This is a genomic window from Phocaeicola sp. GP0067 (assembly GCF_031119655.1).
GTDB lineage: Bacteria > Bacteroidota > Bacteroidia > Bacteroidales > Bacteroidaceae > Phocaeicola > Phocaeicola vulgatus.
The window spans coordinates 103,012-128,319 of the sequence record NZ_JAVHZY010000009.1 but is presented as its reverse complement, the minus strand read 5'-3'; the positions used below and the strand labels follow the sequence as shown (position 1 = coordinate 128,319).

Here is a 25,308-nt window from a genome sequence, read left to right as displayed (position 1 = left end):
CAAATGACGCGAATGACACAAATAAAGCCCCCTCACTACATAGAGGCAAAACCTACCGAAAGGTTAAATTTGTGTCATTTGCGTCATTTGCGTTCCAAATCAGACCGATATTTAGTTACTTTATTTCTATCCTCATGGGAGATTCCTTTTTATACTCAACCTTTTCCTGATTGGCATTGATGTTCTTGAAAACAATGTTTCCGGATCTTTCCCCTTCCACATTCACCATGATCTCTCCGGCGGGGAGTTTGAAATGTATATCCTCGAACAGGATGTCTTTTCCATCCAATATGTGAATGTCATTATGCTGTGCTTCTATCGTCAGCTTCCGCATCGTAAATCCGGCGGCATCATTCAGGGCGCCGATTAATTTCTTGCATTTGATCTCTCCATTTTCCACCACTACCTGGTTGAAAGGTATTTCGGGAATACCATTGGCGGTAAAGAACTGGTCGGCTGATTCTACAATGAAATCTTTGATCAGGATATTCTTTACATCAGGCGTCAGCCGGTTTACTTTTCTTGCCGGATAGCGTGCGGCCAGTTCGCCCATATAATAAGCACTGCCCAACAAATCCCAGGTAAAGGCTTTTCCTACATTGATCATGCGCAGTCTCTCATAGTACGTGTTGTCACTGCCTCCTCCACGGTTGCGTCGTGTCTTGAAACGGATGCCGGTACGGGTTCCGTCGAATACACAATCGTGTACATACAGATTCTTGATCACTCCGGCTGTTTCACTACCACAAGTTATCCCGCCATGTCCATGCTGGGCCAGCGAGTAGCGGATAACTACATTTTCTGTAGGTTTGCCTACACGTAATCCGTCTTCTGCTCTGCCGGCTTTCAGGGTAAAGCAATCATCACCACAGTTCAGCGTGCAGTATTCAATCAGTACGTTTTTACAAGATTCTATGTCAATGCCGTCTCCGCTGGGCACCTTGGTAGAGTTGACGGTAATGCCTCTTATAATTACATTCTCGCAATAAATGGGTACCACATTCCACAAGGTACTTCGTTCCATCGTGATCCCTTCTATTAATACATTGGTACAGTTGATGGGAGAGATTGTTTTAGGACGATAGAAAGTCCTGCCTTCCATACCGTCATAGATACGTTGTTCTATAGGCATGTCCCACGGAACATCTTTTTCTACCACTGAAGCACCGTTAGGACGTTTTCTGATTTCAGCATCCATAGGTGGTCCGTAAATGGTTCCTTCTCCCGTAATGGCGATGTTGTTTTCCCCATTGGCGTAAATAAAGGCGGCCGGCCCCATTATTTCTATCCCTTCATGGCGTGTGAAAACCGCCGGCAGATAATCTTCCGCGCGACCGGCAAACTCTATTTCGGCTCCTTTGGCTAAATGCAGATTGACATTACTCTTCAGTACAATACGGGTCGATTTCCATTTTCCCTCAGGAATGACGACTGTTCCTCCTCCTTGTTTGCTGACTTCGGCAATCGTCCGGTTCACTACATCCGTAATAGGGGCATCTTCTGTCATTCCTTTGCCTTTCATATTGACGATGAAATCAGGGAAAACGGGACGCTTCAGTTGAGGCATATTGAAATAGGGATTCTTGATTGGAACGATATTCCGGGGCATGGCTTGTGCACCTACTTCATTTAAATAGGGGATAGCCGGTTTCAGTTCTGCTGTCAGTTTATCCAATACTTCCGGATTTAATTTTACTTTTACCATCCCGATGGGGTGGAAGCGCGTATCATCCCAAGCTGTATAAACAATGGTATATACATTGTTTCCTTCGGGTATCAGGCAAAGCGGGGTCCGCATGACGGTCCACCATTTTTTTACTTTGGTATCAATGGCGATATAACGTGCTTTGCTCCAGTTTTTTCCGTCTATGGATAAAGTGTATCCCATTCTGTTGGGCAGGTTTAAATAGTCCGGTCCTCCGTCAAACATCGCTATGTAGGTTCCGTTGGGTAATCGGGATACGATAGGATTCTCTACAAACTGCGGGTGAATGGAAGTTATTGGATTGATTTCCTCACCCATACGTTTCCATGGTCCTTCCAAGTTTTCTGATTCGGCCAGTCCCACAGCCCATACTTTGCGCTTTTCCCCTCCTTTCAAGGGATAATCTGCACGGGTTTCGTAAGGATAAGCTCCACTGATAAACGCATTCCAGCCTTTATCCACTTTATATGGGAAGAAAGAAGCGACCCCTTGCCGTCCTTCCCAAAGTTGGGAGTCCAGTCCCGGTTCTATCATGATTCCCATATCCCGGTAAGGACCGCCTATTCCTTCTAGACCTTCCTTTTCGGATTCACATCTCCAGATGCGGCCGAAAGAATGATTGGGTGCAATTTCTTTATCTGTGGTGTAAGCCAGATAGAATCCGTACCATCGGTTGTTTTCTTCGCTGAATACAGGCATATAAGACCAGATGGCGGAACGGCGGTCATTCATGGGATTGTCTTCATGTACCAATGCATAGACACCGCTTGATTCTAATATAGTGGATTGGCGTGTCCAGTGAACAGCATCGGTGCTGGTCCAGTGTCCTATCCGTGTCTTTACTCTGTCGTGATAGGCGGGCATTCCTTTCACACCGGCACGTTCGGTAGGGAACATGTGGTAAACGCCGTTTATTTTTACGATAGAGCCTCCTTCAAATCCTCCTTGAATCCCTTCCGTACCTGGCATTCCTGCGTTGATAACGGGGGCTTCAGGTCCTCCGATAACAGTAAATAAAGTTTCTCCCTCGGTGATTCCATCGATATGGAATGATATACTATCTGTTTTATCAGTCGTTTTGATACTTTTGCTTTCCATCTTTTGAGCGATGGCTTGCGTACCCGTCAGACATAATCCGATACACAGTCCCCAAAAAGCGTTTCTTGTCATATTTAGTCTTTTAAAAATTAAATGGCCCCCATTTTACGGCTTATAAGTAATGACGTTTGTAGATAGGATTTGTAACCATTGGATTTGTTCTTATTTTTATAAAGCGGTTCGATGTCTTCTTGTTTGTCTGTAAATAGAAGAAAAAGGTTATTTTTATAGGTGTTAAATCAAAATATGATGTATATTTGAAGGCGAAATAATCAAATATCTATGAAAAAGTATATTATAACTCTGCTGTTTTGTACGTTATTTTGTCATTTAGGCATTGCCCAAGGTTTGAAATCGGTTTCTATTCTGGGGGATTCTTATTCCACTTTCGAAGGCTATGTTCAGCCCGATACTAATTTTGTATGGTATCTGAAGACGCCTCCTAAAGGACGGAAGACAGATATGGTTTCTGTACGTAATACCTGGTGGCATCAGTTTATTAAGGAGAACAACTACCGTCTTTGTGTGAATAATTCGTTTTCCGGTGCTACTATTTGCCATACCGGTTACCGTTCGGAGGATTATAGCGACCGTTCTTTCATCACCCGGATGAAGGCGTTGGGCTGTCCTGATATTATTTTTATTTTTGGCGCGACTAATGATTATTGGGCGAAATCACCTTTAGGAGAGTATCAGTATGCGGATTGGTCTAAAAAAGATTTGTATTCTTTCCGCCCTGCCATGGCTTATATGCTGGATACAATGATTGATTACTATCCTAATGTGGAGATCTATTTTTTGTTGAATGATGGTTTGGGAAACGAGATAACTGAATCAGTCAGAACAATTTGCAAACATTATCAGATCGATTGCATCGAATTGAAAGGGCTTGATAAGATGAGCGGCCATCCTTCGGTGAAAGGGATGAAACAGATTAGTGAACAGGTGAAGGCGTATATGGCTGCGCACGGAAAGTGACATGATCGTTTTTAAAGCCTGTTTAAATTTTTGTTTTCATTTCAGAATGACAATGCTGATGCAAATTTAAACAGGCTAAAAGGAATATAATTCTTTTGATAAACTTAGTCAATGGTTTTATGAATCCTGGCTTTTGATGGGCGACTGATAACAAGTATCTTTGTGGCTTGATGAATGTCGCATCCAGACATTAGACCTCATCATTCACTATCCAACGTCCCGATTTATTGCTTCCTTCGCGTCTTATGTAACCGGCATCACGCAGTTCCTTGATTTTCTTTTCAATCGAGCGACGGGTGACGGAGAGTGCAGCTGCGATTTCATCAAGGGTGACAGCCGGATTACGCTGGATTTGTTCAATGATTTGTTCCGAACTTATCCCGAACTTATCCCGAATTTTATCCCGAACTTCCATCACATTGTGCTGAGATATAAGACTGCCTTGATGTCTCTTGAGGGTGTTTAAAATCTCTTGAAGCATAAATTCAATGAAAGGTCCTGAATCAGCTGTTGCAGTGCTGTGCTGTATTGCATTATAATAAGCTTCTTGATTGGCATAGACCATATTTTCTACGGGCAGATATTCAAAAAGCGGATGCAGTCTGCCTAAAATTAGTGATTGCCAAAGACGGCCCATACGCCCATTACCATCACTGAATGGATGAATAAATTCAAATTCATAATGGAACACACAACTGCGAATGAGTAAATGGTCTTTGGCCTGTTTGAGCCACTCAAATAAATCATCTATCAAAAAAGGAACGCGATCGGCAGGGGGAGCCATGTGTACCAATCTTTCTTCTGAGAAAACACCGACTCCACCACGGCGGAATTTGCCGGCATCGTCGGTCAGTGCCATCATCATTGTACCGTGTGCCTTTAACAAGTCATTTACATCAAACGGATTTAATTTTTCGTAAAGCTCATAGGTCTTTATAGCGTTTTTAACCTCTTGAATCTGCCGCAAAGGTGCCATAACCGTTTTACCATCAATAATGTCTTTCACTTCGTTTTCCGACAGCATATTCCCTTCAATGGCCAATGAACTATGGATTGTTCTTACTCGATTGGCTTTTCGCAATCTCAGCCCATCGCTTTGCTCTAAACGAATGGCGTATCGCTCAATCTGTGCAGATATTTCTGCAATCAAGTTGATAGCGTTGGTTGATATGGTAAATGGTGGTATATACATGGTATAAACAATTATTTATCGTTGTACTTATCTGTCACTTTATGTAAGATAAGTTTAGGCTAAAGTACAAAAAAGAAACGAATAAGTGGATGCAAACTGGGCAAAAGTGCGATTCGAATTTCTGTATTCTAAATATAGTTGCAAGGAACGGATTTAATTAATATTGATAAATTATCAGACATATTCCCATAACTTCCGGTTGATTTTAGAGTTAGATACTAAAAATATCTTGGAAATTATGGGAAGAGGGGATTAAACTTACAATTATTCTTCCTTATATTCAAACCATTGGTATGATGCTTTATTTATCGATTGTCAAACGGATTTCATTCTTTCCTTTCAGTAATGAATAATAGCCTTTAGCTGTACGATACAGAGCCAAGCCCGCCCATTCGTTCGCCCGACGGGTGGAGAAACTCATTGTTGTGGTGGCAGAAAAATTATGGGAATGTACACGGAGCAGAAGCATGGAGGGACATACCAGACTGTCTGCCATCTCAGGTCGGAGAGACAAAAACAAGTTGCCATCGGCAAAATGATGGAAAGGTTGCTCAGGGATACGCATTGTAGCCCATTCCGGTGATAAAGCAGAATTTTCAAAATCATTCTGTTTATCTGTCTTCGACACCGGCGTCTATGGTAAAAGTGGACGTTTCAACCGGTTCCGATAACACCAATGCCGGGATTGAAGATAGGTTTACCGTTTTGAAAACTCACCTCACAAAGAAAGGTTTCGCGTCCTAAAGGCACCAGACCTCCTTCCACGATCCGTTTACCGAGAAACACAGCATACCAATGTCCGGTTGGTGTCTGTGCCAAATCGGCATGTCCGAGAGACTGCACAGGGTAGTCCTTGCCAAGATGGCGGTGTGTCAATACGGGATTGACGGTACAAGGTACATATGGTCCCCAGAGGGATTTAGCAGTGAGGGCGGTAACAGCATGGTTATAATCCGATCCTCCTTCAGCCATCAACAATAGATAGTGATCCTCTATTTTGTATAAATGAGGCCCTTCGGCGTACTTTGCATTAGCCGCATGGCCATAGGCCAATGTTTTTCGTTCTCCGACCAGACATCTTTTTTGGAGGTCCAGCTCCTGCATCCATACGGCACACTGGGCAGGCCATGCGCTCTTAAAATCCCAGCGATTGCCTGTATAATAACAGCGTCCGTCCTCATCAAAAAAAAGAGAAGGGTCAATGCCGGGAGCATCTTTCAGCCATACCGGATCCGACCAGGGACCGGCCGGATTCTTGGTTGTCATGTAGAAATTGCCACCACAGCCATGAGCTGTGGTAATAAGATAGAATGTTCCATTATGATAACGCAAAGTGGGTGCCCAGATGCCATCATTATCCGTCATACCGTTAATTAGTCAGGTCACGGCTATGATAAATGGGAAGTCCGGGAAACCATGTGAATGATGAAGTGACTAAATAATAATCTTCTCCTACCCGGCAGATAGAAGGATCTGGATGGAATCCCGTGCAAATGGGATTGGAAATGGAATCCGGAATAATCGTTTCTCCCATCATTCTAACACACAAAAAAAAGTAACTAACAGTAAAAGTAATCTTCTTATTTTTCTGTTTAGAAATATGAAATTGCGCATTATTATAATATTTCTCATCGTTATTAATATATTAGCAATTATTATATTTCAAATTTTCCAGTGTTACATTTCTTCTGTCTTTTGCATGGTTCATTCTATATCTCAGCCCTTTTGCATAAGATATGGAATAGCTCAAAAGTGATAGACATTGTCTATCGTTACGAAAGTGCCATCACTTCCATAGATTGTTTTTGTTTTGTCTGTCCATACCGGTCGTACCCCTGTTATCTCAACCTGTAAGGTATAATTTGCCTTCGGCATTTTCGGTGTTATAATTCGAATTGCTTTTTCCGGATACTTGCTGTAGAAATCTACCAATGAAGAATATACAGTATCTTTCTCGGCATTTAATACACTTACTTTGGCATATCCGCCATGAGGGTTTGTTTCTCCAACAATAGCAGCATGAGTTCCTTTGAACGCTATCTCCAACACGTTTCCTTTTTGATTGGACTTCCATGCTCCGTACAACTTTTTCCCTTTGTTCAGAGCGTCCGCCGGTTTTAGCTTCCTGATGTCCCATGCCTGCCAATATTCAGGGATGGATATTTTTGTTCCATCCACTTGTAAAGGCATCCATACATATGTGGCGGCTGAGGCCTGATGCGGATAAGACCAACGATCCCCCATAAACATAGGTATGGTATCATTACCGCATTTCAGCGGGAATACAAATGTACTTTGCGAATTGTAGGTCAGCTTGCCTTTCGGGCAGAACAGTCCTTGTTTCGTCCAAGGGCCTTCTATCTGGGGAGCCGTGAAATAGAAGTTATCATTTTTCTCCCAACTGGTCAGGTTTGAGGTAAGCATGAAATAGACACCGTTCTTTTTGAACATGGTCGGTGATTCGCCCATGCCTTTAATGTGGGCCACTTCAGCCTCTATCGAACGGTAATCATCGCTTAACCGATAAACAGGACCATGATGAATCAGTAAATATCCTTTTCCATCGGTGTCCTGAAAAGTTCCCATATCCCAGCGTTTTACCGGTTGTCCCTTATAGAGCAACGGTCCCTGCAACTGATAGTCACCTGCAATCGTTTTGCAGGTGGCTAAACCGATATAAGGGTCCTTGTATCCCATATCATCGGCATGCATCAGCATGATATACTCGCCCGTCTTAGGGCATTTCATCACTTTTACACGCTCACCTACGCGATTGGGACCGAGGATGCCTTCGGGTTGGACTCTAAGGACAATGTTCTCGAATTTCCAGTTTACAAGGTCATCCGAAGAATAACATGAGAAGCCGGGGAAAGCGTTACTTTTGTCCGATTTCCATTCTCCGAAAAGATAATATCTTCCGTTTTCTTCCACAATACAAGCGCCATGTGCATTGACAATATTTCCCTTGTCATCAAACCATGGAATACCGTTGATTACTAAATTGTTTTGAGCTGTAGCTGTTCCTGCTTTCAATAAGAGGAACAACAAGAATGGTAAATATTTCATCATGTTCTTTTATCTTTTTGTTGTGCAAATATCTGAATTATAAATAATTTCTAACATGGATTTTAGTCTCAAATCCTGTATTATCGTACAAAAAAACGCGTGAAGTGTTATTGTTCTTTGTTGAAAGTATGGGTGTCAAGTTCTCATAGTAGGCTTTATCTTAAAGGTTTTCACTTGATTTTAATCTTGAGGGGGGGGAAGTATTGTGCTTCTCTTATGTCAACATTTATATTGGCTAATAAGAATCTCATTGTTATCAGTGAAAATAGTTTTTTTAGTGTTCAACAGAATTCTATTTAAAAATGGATGTATAAAAATGTTTGTATATACTTTTGCTAATAAAATTATTTGTAGTTATATGTAGAACGAGGACTGCATTAGCCCTCGTTCTACATATAGACTTCAGAATTGTTCTCCTGGTTGAGGCCAATTGGGGGTAGGAATATGCATTCTTTGCATTTCTTCATCGAACTCCTTTACTCGTCTAGGGTATTTTTTTGCGAGATTATTCGTCTCTTCTGGATCTTCTTTCAAGTTATACAATTCTAGAGGTTGATTAGGATGGATGGTTACACACTTCCAATCTCCTTTTCTGGCTGCACGTTGTTTCCCTGGAAATTCCCAATATAATAAGCGGTTGTCTGTATCAACTTGCTTTCCATAGAAAAGCGGTAAGATGTTTATACCGTTAATTTGTTTTGGCAAATGCTTCGTTCCTTTAGCCAATGCTGCTAATGTGGGCATCATATCTGGAAAGTAGATAAGATTGTCTAGTGTTTGTATAGGTACCATTCCTGGTTGATTGACAATGAAAGGTACTCGGATCCCACCTTCGTAAAGCGTTCCTTTTCGACCTTTGAATCCAGCATTGCAATTTAATATTTTAATAGGAGCTTGGATAGCGGCCCCATTGTCTGAGGCAAAAATAATTAATGTATTCTTTCGTAAATTAAGTTGTTCTAGTTCGTTTAATAAACGTCCGATAGCAGCATCCATGTGAGTAATCAATGAAGCATAGCGTTTGGTATTAGGCTCCCATGTTTCTTGTCCTTCATACCATGCTGTTTGATCTATATTATAGGGTTCATGAGGGGCGTCAAAAGCTAAATAAAGAAAAAAAGGATTGTCTTTATTCCTTTTTATAAAAGCGATGGCATCGTTTGTGCTCAAGTCGTTGTTATGAATACCATGTTTTCCATTTGCATTTTCTGGGATGTGGATGAGTGAGTCACCGTGGAAACGATAATAGGGATAATAATAAGGAGAGTTACTGTGTACCGTAGAGATAGTCCATCCATAAAATTCGTCAAATCCGCGATGATTAGGAGAGGCTCCTTTATCGTAGCCATCTAAATGCCATTTGTTTACTAAGCAAGTTCGGTAACCCGCTGCGCTTAATACGGTGGCAATGGTTGTATCTTGTGGTAATAGATTAGCTCTCCTGACAATGGTGGAATCACCATTGGGATTTATTTTGATTCCGGCAATACCTCCGGCTGTACACATGTTATCCCGTATACGGGTATTTCCTGTATTTTTACCAGTCAGCAATGCACATCTGGATGGTGAACTAATACCGCTTCCTGCATAACATTGATTGAACCGGGTACCGGTTTCGGCTAGTTGGTCAATATTAGGTGTTTTTACATATTGATTACCGTAACAGGATAAATCTCCATACCCCATATCGTCTGCTAAAATAAAGATGATGTTCGGTCTGTCTGGACTTACTTTGTCATTTTGAATCTCTGCAAAGGTAATTTGGGGTAGAAGGATACCGGCAGTATATAAACTGCCGGTTAAGATATTATTTTTCATATTTTATGGATAAAGGATTAATATAACTCATTTTGCTCCCAATTGTTTGAAAGCTGAATTTGGTCGTAAGGGATTCCAAACAGAACAGCAGCGGATGTTCCCGTCCACTTCCATGTTGTAGGTGTGCCGGTGATGTCGGATGGACTACTTACATTCATTCCATTATTACTGGACTGAAATGTAGGGTTGAGTCCTTGTGTACGGTGGCTAAAATGTTTTTCCATTACTTCTGTAATTCTTCCCCGACGGATTAAGTCATACCATCTATGTCCTTCAAAACATAGTTCCAACATTCTTTCATTTTCGATGGCTATACTCATTTCCTTTTGTGTTGTAGCAGTTGTATTTGATAGTCCGGCACGAGTCCTTACCATATTTAGATAGTTGGCGGCAGATGGGGTATTGCCGGTTTCGTTTAAACATTCGGCATACATTAACAATACATCTGCATATCGATAAATGATATTGTCGTTACCACAAGCACAAGTTGTCATACCCTCATTACCAAAGTCGAAATATTTTAATGTGACAGGAAGGTAAGTGTATCCTTCTTCTGTGATGTCTACCTCGTTGCTGGCTACTGATATGTCATCTGTATAAATTCCATTGTATATTAATTTTTGAAAGCGTTGGTCATTACTGTTGGCTTTGAATGTATTGTAAAGTTCCCATGTCATTAACAGACAACTGGTGCCTTGTGAAACAGTGATGGTAGAACTGGTTCCGTCTGGATAAATGTAAGCGGGCTGAGTAGATGGTCGAGCTGCTGGTATGCAACGTCCCATAAGTGGGTTAGCCACTACTGTTGCACCGTTGTTGTATTGAGCAGCAAAAATGATTTCTTTTCCCATTGGGTTGTCTGAAGCATAAATCTGTAAGACATCATTTTCTAAATCTAATTTTTCCTTATTTTGATTGGCATAATCCAGAATGTTTTCTAAAGAATTTTTAGCTGAATTAAAATCCTGCAATGTCATAAAAACGTCTGCTTGCATGGTATAAGCTGCTATTTTTGTCGCTCGTCCTTGCATGTTATTGGCGGAATAGTAGTTTGGCAGATTGGCTATGGCTGTTTTCAAGTCGTCTTTTATCAAGCTGTAGACTTCGTTCACACTGCTCCGTCCATAATCATAAAGGGTTGAGTAATCATCTATTGGATCTGTAGTGATAGGTACTGCTCCAAAAAGTCTTACAAGCGTGAAATAGGCATACGCCCTGAGAAACTTAGCTTCACCTTCATATTGTGTTCTGTTCGTTTCCGAGGCATTATCTAGTTTTTGAAGAACATTGTTGCAGCGGTTTATCATATTGAAACAATGTTCCCATATTTCACTAGTGATTCCTAAAGTCGCATCCCATGTACTTTCGTTCAGACTGATGTGATCAAGGGAGTTATTTTTTTTATAGTCGTATCCTTCATCTGTAGCCAAACTATTAACATAATTCACATTTAGTGTGATGTCCTGTAGGTGATAATAACCATTGAGAAGTATGTTTTGCAGTTCTGCATCATTTTTCAGATAGGTTTCCATTTGCATGGAATCGGTAGGGTAACGGTCAAAAAATCCGTCACTACAAGCGGTATAGGTAAGGCTTGTCATGGAAATGATCGCAAATGAAATTAATTTATTGAAAGTTTTCATATTGTATCGTTGTTAAAAGTTAAAATTAAGACCGAAAGTAAATGTGCGGGAGATGGGATATCCACCAAAGTCCACCCCGTTGTTTGTGGCGGAGTTCCCTTCATAATTTGCTTCAACGGAATAACCTGGATATTTGTCAAAAGTCCATAGGTTTTGTACATTAGCACTGATGCGCATATTTTCTATGCCTATTATTTTACAGAATTTTTTCGGTAATGTATATCCAAGGGATACGTTACGGATACGTAGAAAGTCTGCATCATAAAGATATCTTGTGGAGGGGCCAATATTGCTGCCTAGGTTATTTGTCCCAGCTTTGTGTGACCTTCCGTTTCCGGGATCGGTTGATGACTTCCAGCGTCCTAATCCGGATTCAGCTAGTACATTGTCATCGTATCGGTTTAAAGAAAAAGCACGTGCGGCTGCATAAATTACATTACCTCCGCATTGTCCGTCAATAGTGACCGCCAAATCGAAATCTTTATAAATAAAAGTATTATTCCATCCAAAGGTAAAATCCGGTTGATAGTTCCCTACCAATTGATAATCGTTGACGTCAATAGTGCCGTCTTTATTATAATCTTCAAATATTAAATCTCCAATATCCTGAGTTCCGTTTTTAGCATATTGGGCTAAATCTTTTTCTGTATTAAATGTGCCTATAACTTTTAGCATATACATGTCACCCATCGGACGTCCTACATAGTTTCTCATTACATTTCCCCATTTGGTTCCTGCACTTGCATTGGCAAGTTGATTTTGATTGTTGGCAAGTGAAAGAATTTTATTATTGTTTTTGGACCAACTAAGAGTCGTTTCCCAGGAAAAATCTCCTTTAAACGGAGTGGCGGAAACTTGGATTTCTATACCTTTATTTTCAATTTGTCCGGCATTCATATAAACGCTGCCTGCTATACCATTGAAATTAGGAATATTGGCTGGCATCACAATGTCACTAGTCCTCTTGTAGAGATCTACTACTATATTCAAGGCATTGAATACGCCAATATCAAACCCTAAGTCCATTTGTTTGTTTTTCTCCCATCCTAATTGTCGGTTTGAATAACCGCTAGGATAATAAGTAGGTATGGCTGTTGTACCAAACACCACATTTTGGTCTGAACTGATAGTAGATATCCATGCATAATCATTTCCTATCTGATCATTACCTGTTATTCCATAACTGGCACGTAATTTAGCGATGTCGAGCCAGTGTATATCTTTCATAAAGTCTTCTTCGGTTATATTCCATGCCAATGACCCCGAATAAAACCATCCTGCGCGTTTGTCCGGTCCGAATTTGCTGGAACGGTCGCGACGGACAGAACCTGAAAGGACATATTTATAATTATAATCATACACTAGACGGGCAAACATGGCGTCAAATACATAGTTGGAGTATTCGGAAGAACCTGTCCACAGTTTCGCTCCATTTACGTTGGTAATAGATGTATTGTTATAGGCAATGGGATTATCAGAATCAGTCCGATCGTCTTGTTGTACTTCAAAATCACTATTGTATTCGAAGTCATATCCGATCATGGTGTTCAAATGATGTTTTTCATTAAATGTAACATCATAAGTTGCTGTAGTGGACCAATAGGCATTATAACCAAATCCAGACAGACGGTAACCGTCTATGCTAGTCAAATCCGGTGTGGATTTGTTACCTGTATAACTTTTACCTAGTAAAAAGGCAGATTGGTAATAATCTTGTTTTGCTGCATTAGTCGTAAAGTTTACCGATGTGCGTAATGTCAGTCCTTTAATGGGTTTTACTTCAAAATAGGCATTGGACATTGTGCGGATAGACCATTTGTCATTTCGATTTTCTAGTAAATTCGAAACAGGATTGCGAAGTTGGTTATTAAGTCCTAAGTCTGCATAATGTTGAGCTATTTGAGTATAATCTCCGTTATTCTGGTAAACAGGAAGTATAGGTGGCATAGACAATGCCTGGGCAATTACGCCTGTTACGTCTTCAGTATTTCCACCGGTTGGTTGTTGGAGGCGTCTTTTGCTATAGGTTGTACTGAAATTGACTCCTAGTTTTATTTTCTTTGATAAATTTGCTTCAAATCCTCCTTTGATTCCGACTCTTTTGTAAAAAGAGTTTAACAGGATGCCATCCTCGTTTTGATAGTTGGCAGAGAAGTTGTATTTTAAAATTTCTGTACCTCCTGTAATGGTTGCTGTTCCTCTATAATTCAGTGCATTACGGAATATGGCATCTTGCCAGTTCGTGTTTTCGTAATTCCCACTCTCTCTCATCTGAATCAACTTGGGAAAATTTTGAATACTTCCGTTGTTTGTACGTGCTTCAATGATCATGTCCATATAATCATCAGCTTCTAGTACGTCCACATAATTTTGGGCTTCACTCCATCCTACTTGTGTGGAAAAACTAACTTTAGGTTTTCCTGTTTGTCCTTGTTTAGTAGTGACAATAATTACACCGTTTCCTGCTTTGGAACCATAAATGGCAGAGGAGGCTGCATCTTTTAGTATTTGAATGTCAGCAATGTCTGCAGGGTTGATATTATTAAAAAGTTCTGCGTCTGTTGTGGGGTAACCGTCGATTACAAATAAGGGGTCATTTCCGCTATTGATGGAGCCTGCTCCTCGGACCCGGATTGCCGGAGCGGCTCCCGGCTCTCCACTGATTTGTTGTAAGGTGATACCTGACGACATACCCACAAGGCTTTGTGATATATTTGATGTCGGCATCTCTGAAATTTTTCCTCCCTTTACAGTTGAGATGGCGGTGGATACCGAACGTTTTTGTATGGCACCATAGCCTACCACCACTACTTCGTCCAATGTTTCTGTATCTTCTTCTAATGTTATAATAAGCTTATCATTTTTATTGACTTTAATTTCTTGTGTAATATAACCGATGTAAGAAATGAGTATTGTTCCTTGACTGTTCATTTGAAGACTAAAGTTTCCGTCAAGATCAGAAACTGTGCCGTTTGTACTTCCTTTTTCCATAATCGTTGCACCGACGATGGGAATACCCGCATTATCTTTCACAATACCTGTCACCTTATTTTGTTCTTGCTGTATTCCTTGCACAATCTCAGTAGAAAGAATGATTTTCTTTTCAAGCACCGAATACTTCACATTCGTTCCTGCGAAAATCTGATCCAATATCTTGAAGATATTATTGTTGTTTGCCGAGACTGATACAATACGTTTTAGATCTACGTGTTTATTGTTGAAGAAGAAATCAAACCCCGATTCTTTTTTCAGCTTTTCCAACACAGTGCCAACTGTTTCATTACGCACTTCAAGACTGATCATGGTCTTTTGCGCATACGACTCTGCCGCATAAGTCATACTTAGCGAACAGATTAAAAAGAGTACACTCAGTTTCATAGGTAATGGAGTTTTATTTAAGATTAACCTACACGACTTTATCATCCATAATAATTGGACGCTAAAATAAATTTTCATAATTTTGTAATTGAGATAAAGTGAATAAAATGTTGTCTTTGCTTGTCGCCAAACAAGCATGGAAAGATGATTTTTTCATACGGGGTGATACGCCAATATCCTCCCGTATGTTTTTGTTTAGGGAGCCTGTTGTCTGTTCATTTTTCTAGTATTTAAATTAAGGGTTAAACGTATATTAGTACACTTCTATTTTCAGCTTTTCCGTCTTTATATCTGCACTGTCAATGTAACGCCAGCGTATGCGGGAAGAAATCCGGAAATATTCCATAATACGCTCCAGACGCTGATGGGTGAATGTTCCTGTGAACGAACAGCCTTTCAGCCCCTTGTTGGACAATACGAATTCCACATTGAACCGCTTTCCAAGCATGTGCAGCACTTCATCCAGCGGAGTGTCATTAAAGATAAGCTTGCCGTCTTTCCATGAAATCTCCGATTCGCCCGAGGTAGCGTAGCACTTGATATCTCCGGTTTGTGGAGAATAAACCAGCTTCTGTCTGGGGGAGAGCATACTCTTTTGAAATTTTCCTTTGCTATTCTTATAAATAAACCCTACGCTGCCTTCGATAAGCGTGGTGGAAATGGGAGTTTCATTACCGTATGCTTCCACATTAAAACTTGTTCCGTACACTTCCACCTGCGAATGGTGAGGGGTGGAAACGATGAATCGTTTCCGGGGATGTTGGGTCACATCGAAATAAGCTTCACCGTTTAATTCCACTTGGCGTACATCGCCGGCAAAAAAGGTGGGATAGCGAAGGGAGGATTCCGAATTGAGGTGAACTACCGTGCTGTCCGGTAACAGGACGGAGGTAGTCATGCCTGCATTGGTTTTTATTTCCACCATCTGAGCGGTGACTACCGGCTGCTGTCTGTCCGGATACAGAGCCAATACACCTATCAGGAGGGGAACGGACAGGATGGCCGCAATGCGTTGTGTCCATCCCCACCAGGACAGGTTTCTAACTTTTGTTCTGCTTTTTACCTTGTCTAATGCCTTTTCCGTATCTATCTTCTTTGTGATGTGCTGTGTGTCTACAGCCAGATAGAGCGTATTCAGCTGCTTGGCTATGCGCAAATGCTCCTCATCGGCATTCAGCCAGGCTTCTATCTGTTCGTTCTCCGGCGGAGTGGAGTTTCCTTCGAAATACTTGGTCAACAAAGTTTCTATATCGGTATGGTTTTCCATGAATTATACTTTAATGTTTTCCTTTATATTATTAAGACAAGCGAGAATGAAAGGTATCTAAACGAAAAATGCTTTTTTTTAAAAAAAAAGTTTTTTCCGATAAAAACAACTATCTTTGTACACAAGGAAAACAGTTATTATACTATGAATCATACCGTGGAAGACTTGTCTTTGTTTAATGCTCTCCGACAGGGGGATGGTAATTCTTTTGACCATTTATTCAGAAGGTACTATCCTATGCTGTGTGCCTATGCTCACCGCTTGGTGTCGCTGGAAGATGCCGAAGAGATTGTTCAGGAGGTGATGTTATGGCTGTGGGAGAATCGTGGGGATTTGATAATCGAGTCTTCATTGAATCAGTATTTGTTCAAAATGACTTATCGGAGGGTCTTGAACCACTTGACGCGGGAACAGGTGAAAACCAAGGCGGAAGCTGCCTTTTATGAGCGGACACAGGCGGCATTGTGTGAAGTGGACTATGGTCGTTTTGAGGAATTGGACCGGAAAATAAAGGAGGCGATGGCTGCTCTGCCCGACAGTTATCGGGAAGCCTTTGTGATGCATCGCTTTAAGGAACTGAGTTATAAAGAAATTGCTGAAGTGCTGGATGTGTCGCCACAGACGGTGGCTTACCGCATCCAGCAGGCATTGAAGCTGCTTCGTGTTTCCTTAAAGGATTACTTGCCTATGCTGGTATGGCTGGTGGGCTGAAAAGTACCTCTTCCTGAGTTTCCCTTGTTTTTTCCTTCAAATCCTTCAGCCCCTTCGCAAACGCCCGTCAATAAAGAAAAGCGGCTGAAGGATTTCCTCCCGGAATTCCTTCAGCCTAGTGTAGAAGTTTCAGCTCTTTATGGTTTGAGCTTCGTTTGTAGAAGTTTTCTATTATATTGTTTCGTTGTATATTTACTTTATTGTCAGGTCCGTGTCGTTTGTTGCCGATACGTTTTCCGTTTCGTTCTCTGGTTCGGGCAATTTCTCTTTTCCGTAGAATCCCGGCATCGGTTCATAGATGGGGTTGCGCGGAATGGAGATATTGCGCAGTTTTTTATCTTTCGCCAACTGAGCGATATAACGTCCCGCGGTAGCTCGTGTCAGTCCGCATAACGATTCAAACTTCCGGCGTGTCAGCACGCTGTTTGTCAGGAAGTATTCCGTCAGTGCTTCGTCTATACTCTCTTTGGTTACCGGCATGGAGTGCGGCTTGTATTTCGAACGCTCGGTCTTGACGTCGCTCAACTGATGCTTCAGGTATTTGTCCGCACGGAATGTCACCGATTTGAATTTCACCTTGTTGGCACGTGTGGAGCTTGGTGTCCGTGTCTCGGGGCAGGTAAGCGATATATGGAAATATCCTATCCCTTCGATATGTACCCGGGCACCGTCCTTCAAGTAGTAGGCCAGTTTCTCGCTGAGCGAGATAATGGTTGCCTTGATGTCCGCCACGGTGAGCGAGGAGCCGTACTGTATTTCCCGCGCCAGATAGTCGGTGTTGATGCGCTGCCAGTTTACTACACGGGCGTGATAGCGCTTCTTGCGCGTACCTATCGTATTGGGTGATTCATAAAATTCAAATTTGATAGCCATTCGCTTATTTGTTTTTATCCGGTTGTTTATGCTTTCTTGTACGGAAGAGTTTGTTGCAACTTCCTTTCAAGTTAATCATTTCACTTTAGTGATGAAATAATATCACTTGAGTGATGAAGTTGTATCACTTAGGTGATGAAACTTCATCATTCTAGTGAAACGATTAACTTGACGGTGCAAAAGTATGAAATAATCTTGATAAAAACGAATAATTTCCCAGTTATTTTCGCTTAGTCACTTTTTTGCGGTAGTGTGGGGTAAATGCTTGTAAAAGGGCATTTTGAGTGTTATCTTTGTGATATTACACAACCCCAAATAATGAAAAAGGATGAAAAAATTAGTGGAAAATTTACTGAGTTGGTGCAAAAAGAGTATGAAAATGAGGAGATGCGTGGGAAAAAGCACGGCTCCGGTTACCGGGCAGTCGGTGGGGCAAACCGAAAATGCGGAAGGGGTGTTGCCTTCAACGGCTACGGAAACGGTGGATGATATTGTTCTTCCAGCGGCTGTCGAAACAGCTGGTATGGCAGAAACTATCGATGAAAAGGCGGTTTCTGGTAAATTGGGACGCAAGAAGCCGGAGAATATGCTGGTGGCCTTGCAGTGCTTTTTGACCGCACGGTATGATTTCCGTTACAATCTTCTCACCGAACAGACGGAGTATCGTGGGAAAGAGATGCCGGATGAAGAGTATGCCATGGTGGCTCAACGTGATTTGAATACATTCTGCCTGGAGGCGCGTACCGGTGGCATCAACTGCTGGGATAAGGATGTGAGCCGTCTGCTCCATTCCAGAAAGGTGGAAAACTATCATCCTTTTCTGCATTATATGAGCCACTTGCCTCAATGGGACGGGGTGGATCGTGTTACTCCGCTGGCCGTGCGTATATCGCGTAAGCCGATGTGGGTGAAAGGGTTTCACCGTTGGATGCTGGGTGTTGCCGCCCAATGGCTGGGGCAGGCGCAGGATTGCGCCAATGCGGTGGCGCCTATGTTGGTGAGTCGTGAGCAGGGGAAGCGCAAGTCTTCTTTTTGCAAGATTTTGATGCCCAAGGAACTTACACCTTATTATATAGACAAGTTCGACCTGACGAGCGAGAGTGGATGTGAACAGAAACTTTCGCTTTTCGGACTGATCAATATGGATGAGTTCGACAAGTACCGTGCCGGGCAGATGCCTGCCTTGAAGAATCTGATGCAGATGACCACACTGACTTTCCGCAGGGCACATCGTCCGGCATTCAGTCATCTGCCCCGTATCGCCTCTTTCATCGGTACGTCCAATATGACGGACCTGCTGACTGATCCCACAGGAAGCCGCCGTTTCCTTTGTGCGGAAGTGGACGGCAAGATTGACTGCACACCGCCCGATCATGCGCAGCTGTTCGCCCAGCTGAAAGCGGAGCTGGCCGGAGGAGAGCGTTACTGGTTCTCGGAAGAGGAAGAAAAGGAGATACAGCACAGCAACCGGAATTTTTATAAAATGCCTGCCGAACAGGAATTGTTTTTGCGTTGTTTCCGAATGCCGCAGGAAGGGGAGTTGTCCAAGCCCTATACCACGACGGATTTGTTCAATTATTTGCAGAAACATTATCCGGCGGCCATGCGTGGGGTGACTCCGAACCGGTTGGGCAGGATGATGGTTGCATTAGGGATACAGCGTGTTCATACCGAGTATGGCAATGTGTACCGGCTGGTGAAGCTGAAGGATTCTTCCGCGGCCTGATACTTTTTCCCGGTGTGATCCTTCAGCCGGAACGCCCTTCTGCAAAGGGTTTGCGGGAGGGCTGAAGCTTTTGAAGGATTTTTCAGGGGGAATCGTATAAGGAGAAATAAATGAAAAAGATTGCTTGGCGATTTGTTTGTTCGACTTTTTTAGTGGTGGTGTTTTTATCTATAAAAACATGGAAGTGACAGTTTACATATTTATTACATTGTTTCTTCTTGGGATTGTCCGGAAACGAGATACTCCAAGTTTCATGCTGCTCCGGGAGATACTTTGCAGTTGAAAGTTTCCTTCCGGTCGGACAGCATAGGGGTGTTTGTCCGTGAATTTCATATCTATGGCAACTTTCCCTTTTTGCCACTTGGTCTGACGGTGGAGGGCGATTGCATATAAGGCAAGCTCATAGCATATAAGGGAAAGAATTAACAGGATAATTTTGTTTTTATCGAAGGTTTATTGCTAACTTTGCTCTACCATCGTAATATGGATGAAAAGCACAACCGATATACAAATGAGCAAAATGCCTGGAAATTCTTTTAATGATATCTATACCTCTTATTATAAGAAGTCTTTTTTCTTTGCCAAATCATACGTTCATAATGATTTGGCGGCAGAAGATATTGCCTCCGAGGCATTAATAAAGTTGTGGGAAAAGTTGAAGGCCGAGCCTGTTGAAGAGAAATATATCTTACCATTGTTACTGACAATTTTGAAGAACAAGGCTTTGGACTATCTAAAGCACGAGGAGGTAAAACGCAGTGCTTTTGAAGTGATGGCCGACTGGCAACAACAGGAATTGTCTATCCGTATGTCTGCCTTGGAAGCGTGCAATCCTGATGAGATTTTTTCGGAAGAAGTGGAAAAAATCATCAGTGCTACTTTAAGTACCTTGTCGGAACAGACGCGACGGGCATTTATTTTGAGCCGTTTTGAAAATAAACCCAATAAAGAGATTGCCGAAGAGATGGAAATCTCTATAAAGGGGGTGGAATATCATATATCAAAAGCATTGAAAGTACTGCGGGTGACTTTAAAAGATTATCTTCCTTTATTTTATTTCTTCTTTTATTATTAAGCCTGACCGGATGGGGGATACGGATGTTTTTGAGGACAGAAATGATTTTTTTATATTTTTCTTCATTTTCTTTTAGGGTAGTTTCTTCTTGAGTCGTTTCTAATAAAACAGCATAGAATATGAATCCTGAATTATTGCAAAAATATATAGCCGGAAATGCTACTGAAGCCGAAAAGCAGCGTGTGACCGAATGGATACAGGAAAATCCTGAGAACATGCGTGAATATATGGCACAACGGAAGTTGCATGACATGGCATTGTGGCGTACGGAACCTGTGGCGGAGGAGAATAGCCGGGAAAGGAAACATTTCTCGTTACGCGGAGTATGTATGGAAGCTGCCAAGATAGCAGCGGTATTGGCGATCGTCTTGTTGGGTACACATTATTGGACAGGAAAACATCAGGTACCGGAAGACAAAACATGGCAGTCTATTTATGTGCCGGCGGGCCAACGGGCGGAATTGATGTTGGCGGATGGTACGAAGGTTTGGTTGAACTCACGCAGTACCTTGACTTTCCCGGGAAGTTTCAAAGGGAATATCCGAAATGTGAAATTGGATGGTGAGGGTTACTTTGCGGTGACAAAGAATGTGGAACAGCCTTTTATTGTAGAGACGAACAAATGTAATGTGAAGGTGCTGGGTACAGAGTTCAATGTAATGGCTTATGCAGCGGATAGCGTATGGGAAACTTCTTTGTTGGAAGGTGCTGTAGAAATTTTAGTGCCCGGTTCGAATAACAGTGGAATGAGGCTGGAACCGAACATGATGGCCAGCTTGAAAGGCAACAGACTGGTGAAAGGACGCATCAAGGAGGTCGATTATTTTTTGTGGCGTGAGGGCTTGCTTTGTTTCAATGATATATCCGTACGTGATATGATAGAGAAACTGAAACTGTATTATGGGGTGGATATTGTAGTAAATAATACCCGGATTCTAAAGAACCGTTATACAGGTAAATTCCGCACGAAAGATGGGGTGGAACACGTACTGAAAGTTTTGAAACTCAATAATAAGTTTACTTATACAAAGAATGATGAGACAAATGTGATAACAATTAATTAACCCTTAAAAAAGAATATGCCTATGAAATAACACACCTGGTCTAAAAAAGAAATGGGATAGTGCTGCAACACCATCCCATGGAATGTCAATGACGCATTGACAATTTTTTCTCAAATAATCTTAAGTTGAACCTAAAATTAGTAATGCAAATATATGAAAAATATTTTGTATCAGGAATCTATTGTAGAAATTAAACATTTATTCCGTATGATGAGAAACACACTCTTAGCCCTGTTTGTCTTTGCCGGAACAGCCTTTGCCACTGAGTCTTATTCTCAGACAATGAAGGTGACTGTTGTGGCGGATAACGTGTCAACAGGCAAGGTAATCAGTGAAATAGAAAAACAGACAGATTATCTGTTTGTGTATAATGTGAACGAGGTGAATCTGAAGCGCAATGTGAAGGTGAATGCGCAGAACAAATCTGTAGCCGAAGTGCTGAATAAGGTTTTTGAAGGTACTGATATTTATTATGCCATGGAGGGTAAGAATATCATGCTGATGAGTAAGGCGAAAGACGGGGAAGCTGCCCAACAGGCAAATAAAGTGACAGGTATTGTGAAAGATGCGAATGGCGAGCCGGTAATCGGTGCCAATGTAATGGTTAAAGGTCAGTCAATAGGTACGATAACAGATATAGATGGGCGGTTTGTGTTGGATGCCCCGAAAGAAGCCGTTTTACAGATTACGTATATCGGGTATGTTTCTCAAGAAGTGAAAGTTTCTGGAAAGAGAGAAATTAATGTAGTATTGAAGGAAGATACAGAAACTCTTGATGAAGTGGTGGTGGTTGGATTTGGTACGCAAAAGAAAGTGAATCTGACAGGAGCTGTAGGACTTGCTACTGCTAAAGAATTAGAATCTCGTCCTGTGACTTCAGCTACACAAGCCTTACAAGGATTGGTACCTGGTTTGCAGATATCAACAAGTACGGGTGAACTGGACAAGACCGCAGATATCAGTATCCGTGGTACAGGAACTATTGGTGAGGGTTCCAGCGGTGCACCTCTTATTCTAATTGATGGAATGGAAGGAGATTTGAATACAGTCAATCCTCAAGACATAGAAAATATTTCTGTATTGAAAGATGCTGCCGCATCATCCATCTATGGTTCCCGTGCCCCCTTCGGCGTAATTCTGGTGACTACCAAATCGGGCAAAAAAGGAAAGACTTCTGTAAACTATAACAATAGCTTCCGTATATCTACTCCTGTAAATATGCCGAAGATGATGGATTCCTACACTTTTGCAAACTTTATGAACGCCGGTTCGCTTAATCAGGGTGGTGGGCTTATCTTTACAGAAGACCTGATGCAGGATATGCTGGATTGGCAAGCTGCCGGAGGTGGAAGCACGGGGGGAGTAAAAGCTTCATCCAACGGTCAATGGGGTAAACCAGACTATGATCCATTTACAACAGCTTGGGCTAATACAAATTGGTATGATGAAGTTTACAAATCTTCAAGTTTTTCTCAAGAACATAACGTTAGTCTAAATGGAGGAAGTGATATTGTAGCTTATTATGCTTCTTTCAATTATTTGGATCAAGGAGGACTTTTGAAAGCTGGTGACGATGGACTTCATCGTTACAATGTAACAGCTAAAATCAATGCTGATTTGACTCAATGGTTAAAATTCAATTACAGTACCCGTTTTACTCGTAATGATGTATGGCGTCCTACCAGTTTCAACAGTTCTTTTTATGACCAGTTAGGAAGAGCTACTTGGCCCAATATGCCCGTAAAAGATCCCAATGGCTATTATACCAATAATGGTTGGACTAATCCAGTCCAAAATCTTGTTGAAGGTGGAAAACGTAATGCACAAACAGACCGTCTTTATCAACAAGCGTCTTTAGTAATTGAACCGATCAAAAATTGGATTACACATGTGGAGTTTAATTACAGTATAATGAACTCATCGGTAAAAGAAACTTCAATTCCTACTTATAATCATGATGTGGAAGGCAATTTAATAGATACTCATGGTACGTCTTATCTTTATCAAGATCAGACTAAAGAGAACTATCTGAACCTAAATATTTATAGTGAGTATTCCCAATCTTTTAATAATGCCCATAATGCAAAAGTTATGCTTGGCTTCCAGATAGAAGATATGAAACAGGAATTTTCTTCTACAAAAAAGTATGGTGTAATGATGGGGGGGATGCCTTATTTTGATGTCACAACCGGATTGGACGGACAAGGTAACCCCAAAGCGACAGAAGCGGGTGGAAATGGGAAAAGATGGAAAACGGCAGGTTTCTTCGGTCGCTTGAATTACGATTACCTGGGACGTTATTTGGCGGAAATCAATATGCGATATGACGGTTCTTCCCGTTTCCGTCGAGGAAGTCGCTGGCAATGGTCTCCTTCATTCTCTTTAGGCTGGAACATCGCTCAGGAAAAATTCTGGGAGTCGCTGACAGATATAGCCAACACATTAAAATTGCGTGTTTCTTACGGTGAATTGGGCAACCAGAATACTACAGCATGGTATCCTACCTATCGTGATATGATACTGAAGTCTTCTAATGGAACATGGTTGCAAGATGGAGTGAAGCCTAATACAGCAGAGCCGGGAAATTTGGTCAGCAATTCTTTGACTTGGGAAAAGGTTCGTACTTGGGATATCGGTTTTGATTATGGCTTTCTCAGTAATCGTTTGACAGGTAGTTTTGATTACTATATTCGTTATACGGATGGTATGGTAGGGCCTGCACCTGAACTCCCATCTATTTTGGGTACATCTGCTCCTAAAACCAACAATTGTAATTTAAGAACGAATGGATGGGAACTATCTATTGGATGGAGAGACCGTTTGAAAAACGGGTTTGGATATAGTGCTAATTTAACTCTTTCCGATGCTAAAACAATTGTTACCAGCTATCCGAGCAACGCAACAAATACTATCGGTTTGAACAAATACGTTGAAGGACGCGAAGTGGGCGAGATTTGGGGATTGGAAACAATAGGAATAGCAAAATCTGAAAATGAAATGCAAGCCCATCTCCTTTCCCTTCCTAATGGAGGACAGGATGCGATTGGTTCCAAATGGTCTGCCGGTGATATTATGTATCGTGATTTGAATGAAGATGGAAAAATATCTAAAAGTGCGGGTACATTGGATGATCATGGAGATTTGAAAGTAATAGGCAATAGTACTCCTAGATATTTCTTTGGTATTGACTTGAATGCTGATTGGAAAGGATTCGACATACGTTTATTCTTTCAAGGTGTAATGAAGCGTGATTTTTGGGGTACAAATAATTTCTGTGGTTATTTGTTTGGTGCTTATGGAACTCAAAGTATGTGGGGGGCTCGTGGACTTAAGGAACATGAGGATTATTTTCGTGCAGAGGATATAGGATTGTCAGGTCATACCATTCCTGCAAATCTTGACGCTTATTATCCTCGTCCTATTTTCTCCGAAGGAGGTAAGAACCAAGAAATTCAGACACGTTATTTGCAAGATGCATCCTATATCCGTTTAAAAAATTTCCAATTAGGTTATACTTTCCCAGCAAAATGGATGAAAAGTATGGGTTTGACCAGATGCCGTGTGTTTGTTTCCGGAGAAAATCTTTGGACCGGAACATCATTGTCTTCTTTGTTTGATCCGGAAACAATTAGTGGCGGTAATGGTGGTAATGCTTATCCGTTATCAAGCACCTGGTCTTTTGGCTTAAGTTTAACACTTTAATAATACGTATAC

General features: G+C 41.6%; 15 protein-coding genes and 1 pseudogene. 7 read left to right on the top strand and 9 right to left on the bottom strand.

The annotated features are described in order from the left end of the window. Window positions 1–115: 115 nt before the first annotated feature. Window positions 116–2,875 (bottom strand): glycosyl hydrolase family 28 protein, encoded by a 2,760-nt coding sequence (locus tag RE317_RS09530; protein WP_172773225.1) that lies wholly within the window; start codon window positions 2,873–2,875, stop codon window positions 116–118. 210 nt (window positions 2,876–3,085) lie between these two features. On the opposite strand from RE317_RS09530, the gene RE317_RS09525 reads away from it, so the two are divergent. Then, window positions 3,086–3,781, top strand: coding sequence for an SGNH/GDSL hydrolase family protein (locus RE317_RS09525; protein WP_016271010.1), 696 nt, complete (start codon window positions 3,086–3,088; stop codon window positions 3,779–3,781). A 190-nt stretch (window positions 3,782–3,971) separates the two neighbouring features. Here RE317_RS09525 and RE317_RS09520 read toward each other — a convergent pair whose 3' ends face one another. The 7 genes and pseudogenes from RE317_RS09520 to RE317_RS09490 form a co-directional block, all read right to left on the bottom strand. Further along, window positions 3,972–4,973 (bottom strand): Fic family protein, encoded by a 1,002-nt coding sequence (locus RE317_RS09520; protein WP_016271009.1) that lies wholly within the window; start codon window positions 4,971–4,973, stop codon window positions 3,972–3,974. Between the two features lie 313 nt (window positions 4,974–5,286). Further along, window positions 5,287–6,522 (bottom strand): annotated as a pseudogene (locus RE317_RS09515) (family 43 glycosylhydrolase); the annotation flags it as partial. A 197-nt stretch (window positions 6,523–6,719) separates the two neighbouring features. After that, window positions 6,720–8,042 carry a family 43 glycosylhydrolase gene (locus RE317_RS09510; protein WP_016271006.1) on the bottom strand — a complete coding sequence of 441 codons (1,323 nt, stop codon included), beginning with the start codon at window positions 8,040–8,042 and terminating at the stop codon, window positions 6,720–6,722. A 399-nt stretch (window positions 8,043–8,441) separates the two neighbouring features. Beyond that, window positions 8,442–9,857: a sulfatase-like hydrolase/transferase gene (locus tag RE317_RS09505; RefSeq protein WP_005842823.1), complete on the bottom strand. Its 1,416-nt coding sequence runs from the start codon at window positions 9,855–9,857 to the stop codon at window positions 8,442–8,444. A 17-nt stretch (window positions 9,858–9,874) separates the two neighbouring features. Then, window positions 9,875–11,500 (bottom strand): RagB/SusD family nutrient uptake outer membrane protein, encoded by a 1,626-nt coding sequence (locus tag RE317_RS09500; protein WP_005842822.1) that lies wholly within the window; start codon window positions 11,498–11,500, stop codon window positions 9,875–9,877. A 12-nt stretch (window positions 11,501–11,512) separates the two neighbouring features. Next, a complete protein-coding gene (locus RE317_RS09495) occupies window positions 11,513–14,878 on the bottom strand; it encodes a TonB-dependent receptor (RefSeq protein WP_117873396.1) in 3,366 nt (1,121 codons plus the stop codon). 253 nt (window positions 14,879–15,131) lie between these two features. Further along, window positions 15,132–16,145 (bottom strand): FecR family protein, encoded by a 1,014-nt coding sequence (locus RE317_RS09490; RefSeq protein ID WP_117694039.1) that lies wholly within the window; start codon window positions 16,143–16,145, stop codon window positions 15,132–15,134. A 144-nt stretch (window positions 16,146–16,289) separates the two neighbouring features. Between RE317_RS09490 and RE317_RS09485 the strand changes: the two genes are divergently transcribed. Further along, window positions 16,290–16,856, top strand: a complete 567-nt coding sequence (locus RE317_RS09485; protein ID WP_011965321.1) for an RNA polymerase sigma-70 factor — start codon at window positions 16,290–16,292, stop codon at window positions 16,854–16,856. Window positions 16,857–17,048: 192 nt separating this feature from the next. On the opposite strand, the gene RE317_RS09480 is transcribed toward RE317_RS09485, so the two are convergent. After that, on the bottom strand, window positions 17,049–17,729 hold the full coding sequence (locus RE317_RS09480; RefSeq protein WP_005842814.1) for an HU family DNA-binding protein: 681 nt from the start codon (window positions 17,727–17,729) through the stop codon (window positions 17,049–17,051). Between the two features lie 328 nt (window positions 17,730–18,057). Between RE317_RS09480 and RE317_RS09475 the strand changes: the two genes are divergently transcribed. The 5 genes from RE317_RS09475 to RE317_RS09455 all read left to right on the top strand — a co-directional run bounded on the left by RE317_RS09475 (window position 18,058) and on the right by RE317_RS09455 (window position 25,296). Next, a complete protein-coding gene (locus tag RE317_RS09475; RefSeq protein ID WP_117695922.1) occupies window positions 18,058–19,455 on the top strand; it encodes a DUF3874 domain-containing protein in 1,398 nt (465 codons plus the stop codon). Between the two features lie 198 nt (window positions 19,456–19,653). Then, window positions 19,654–19,848, top strand: coding sequence for a DUF1573 domain-containing protein (locus RE317_RS09470; RefSeq protein ID WP_224205411.1), 195 nt, complete (start codon window positions 19,654–19,656; stop codon window positions 19,846–19,848). Window positions 19,849–19,942: 94 nt separating this feature from the next. Continuing rightward, window positions 19,943–20,530, top strand: a complete 588-nt coding sequence (locus RE317_RS09465) for an RNA polymerase sigma-70 factor (RefSeq protein ID WP_117694033.1) — start codon at window positions 19,943–19,945, stop codon at window positions 20,528–20,530. 119 nt (window positions 20,531–20,649) lie between these two features. Continuing rightward, complete coding sequence (locus tag RE317_RS09460) at window positions 20,650–21,594, top strand: FecR family protein (RefSeq protein ID WP_008669606.1); 945 nt, start codon at window positions 20,650–20,652, stop codon at window positions 21,592–21,594. A gap of 153 nt (window positions 21,595–21,747) precedes the next feature. After that, the gene (locus tag RE317_RS09455; RefSeq protein ID WP_117873394.1) at window positions 21,748–25,296 is read left to right on the top strand and encodes a TonB-dependent receptor; all 3,549 of its coding nucleotides are present in this window, start codon (window positions 21,748–21,750) and stop codon (window positions 25,294–25,296) included. The last annotated feature ends 12 nt before the right edge of the window (window positions 25,297–25,308 follow it).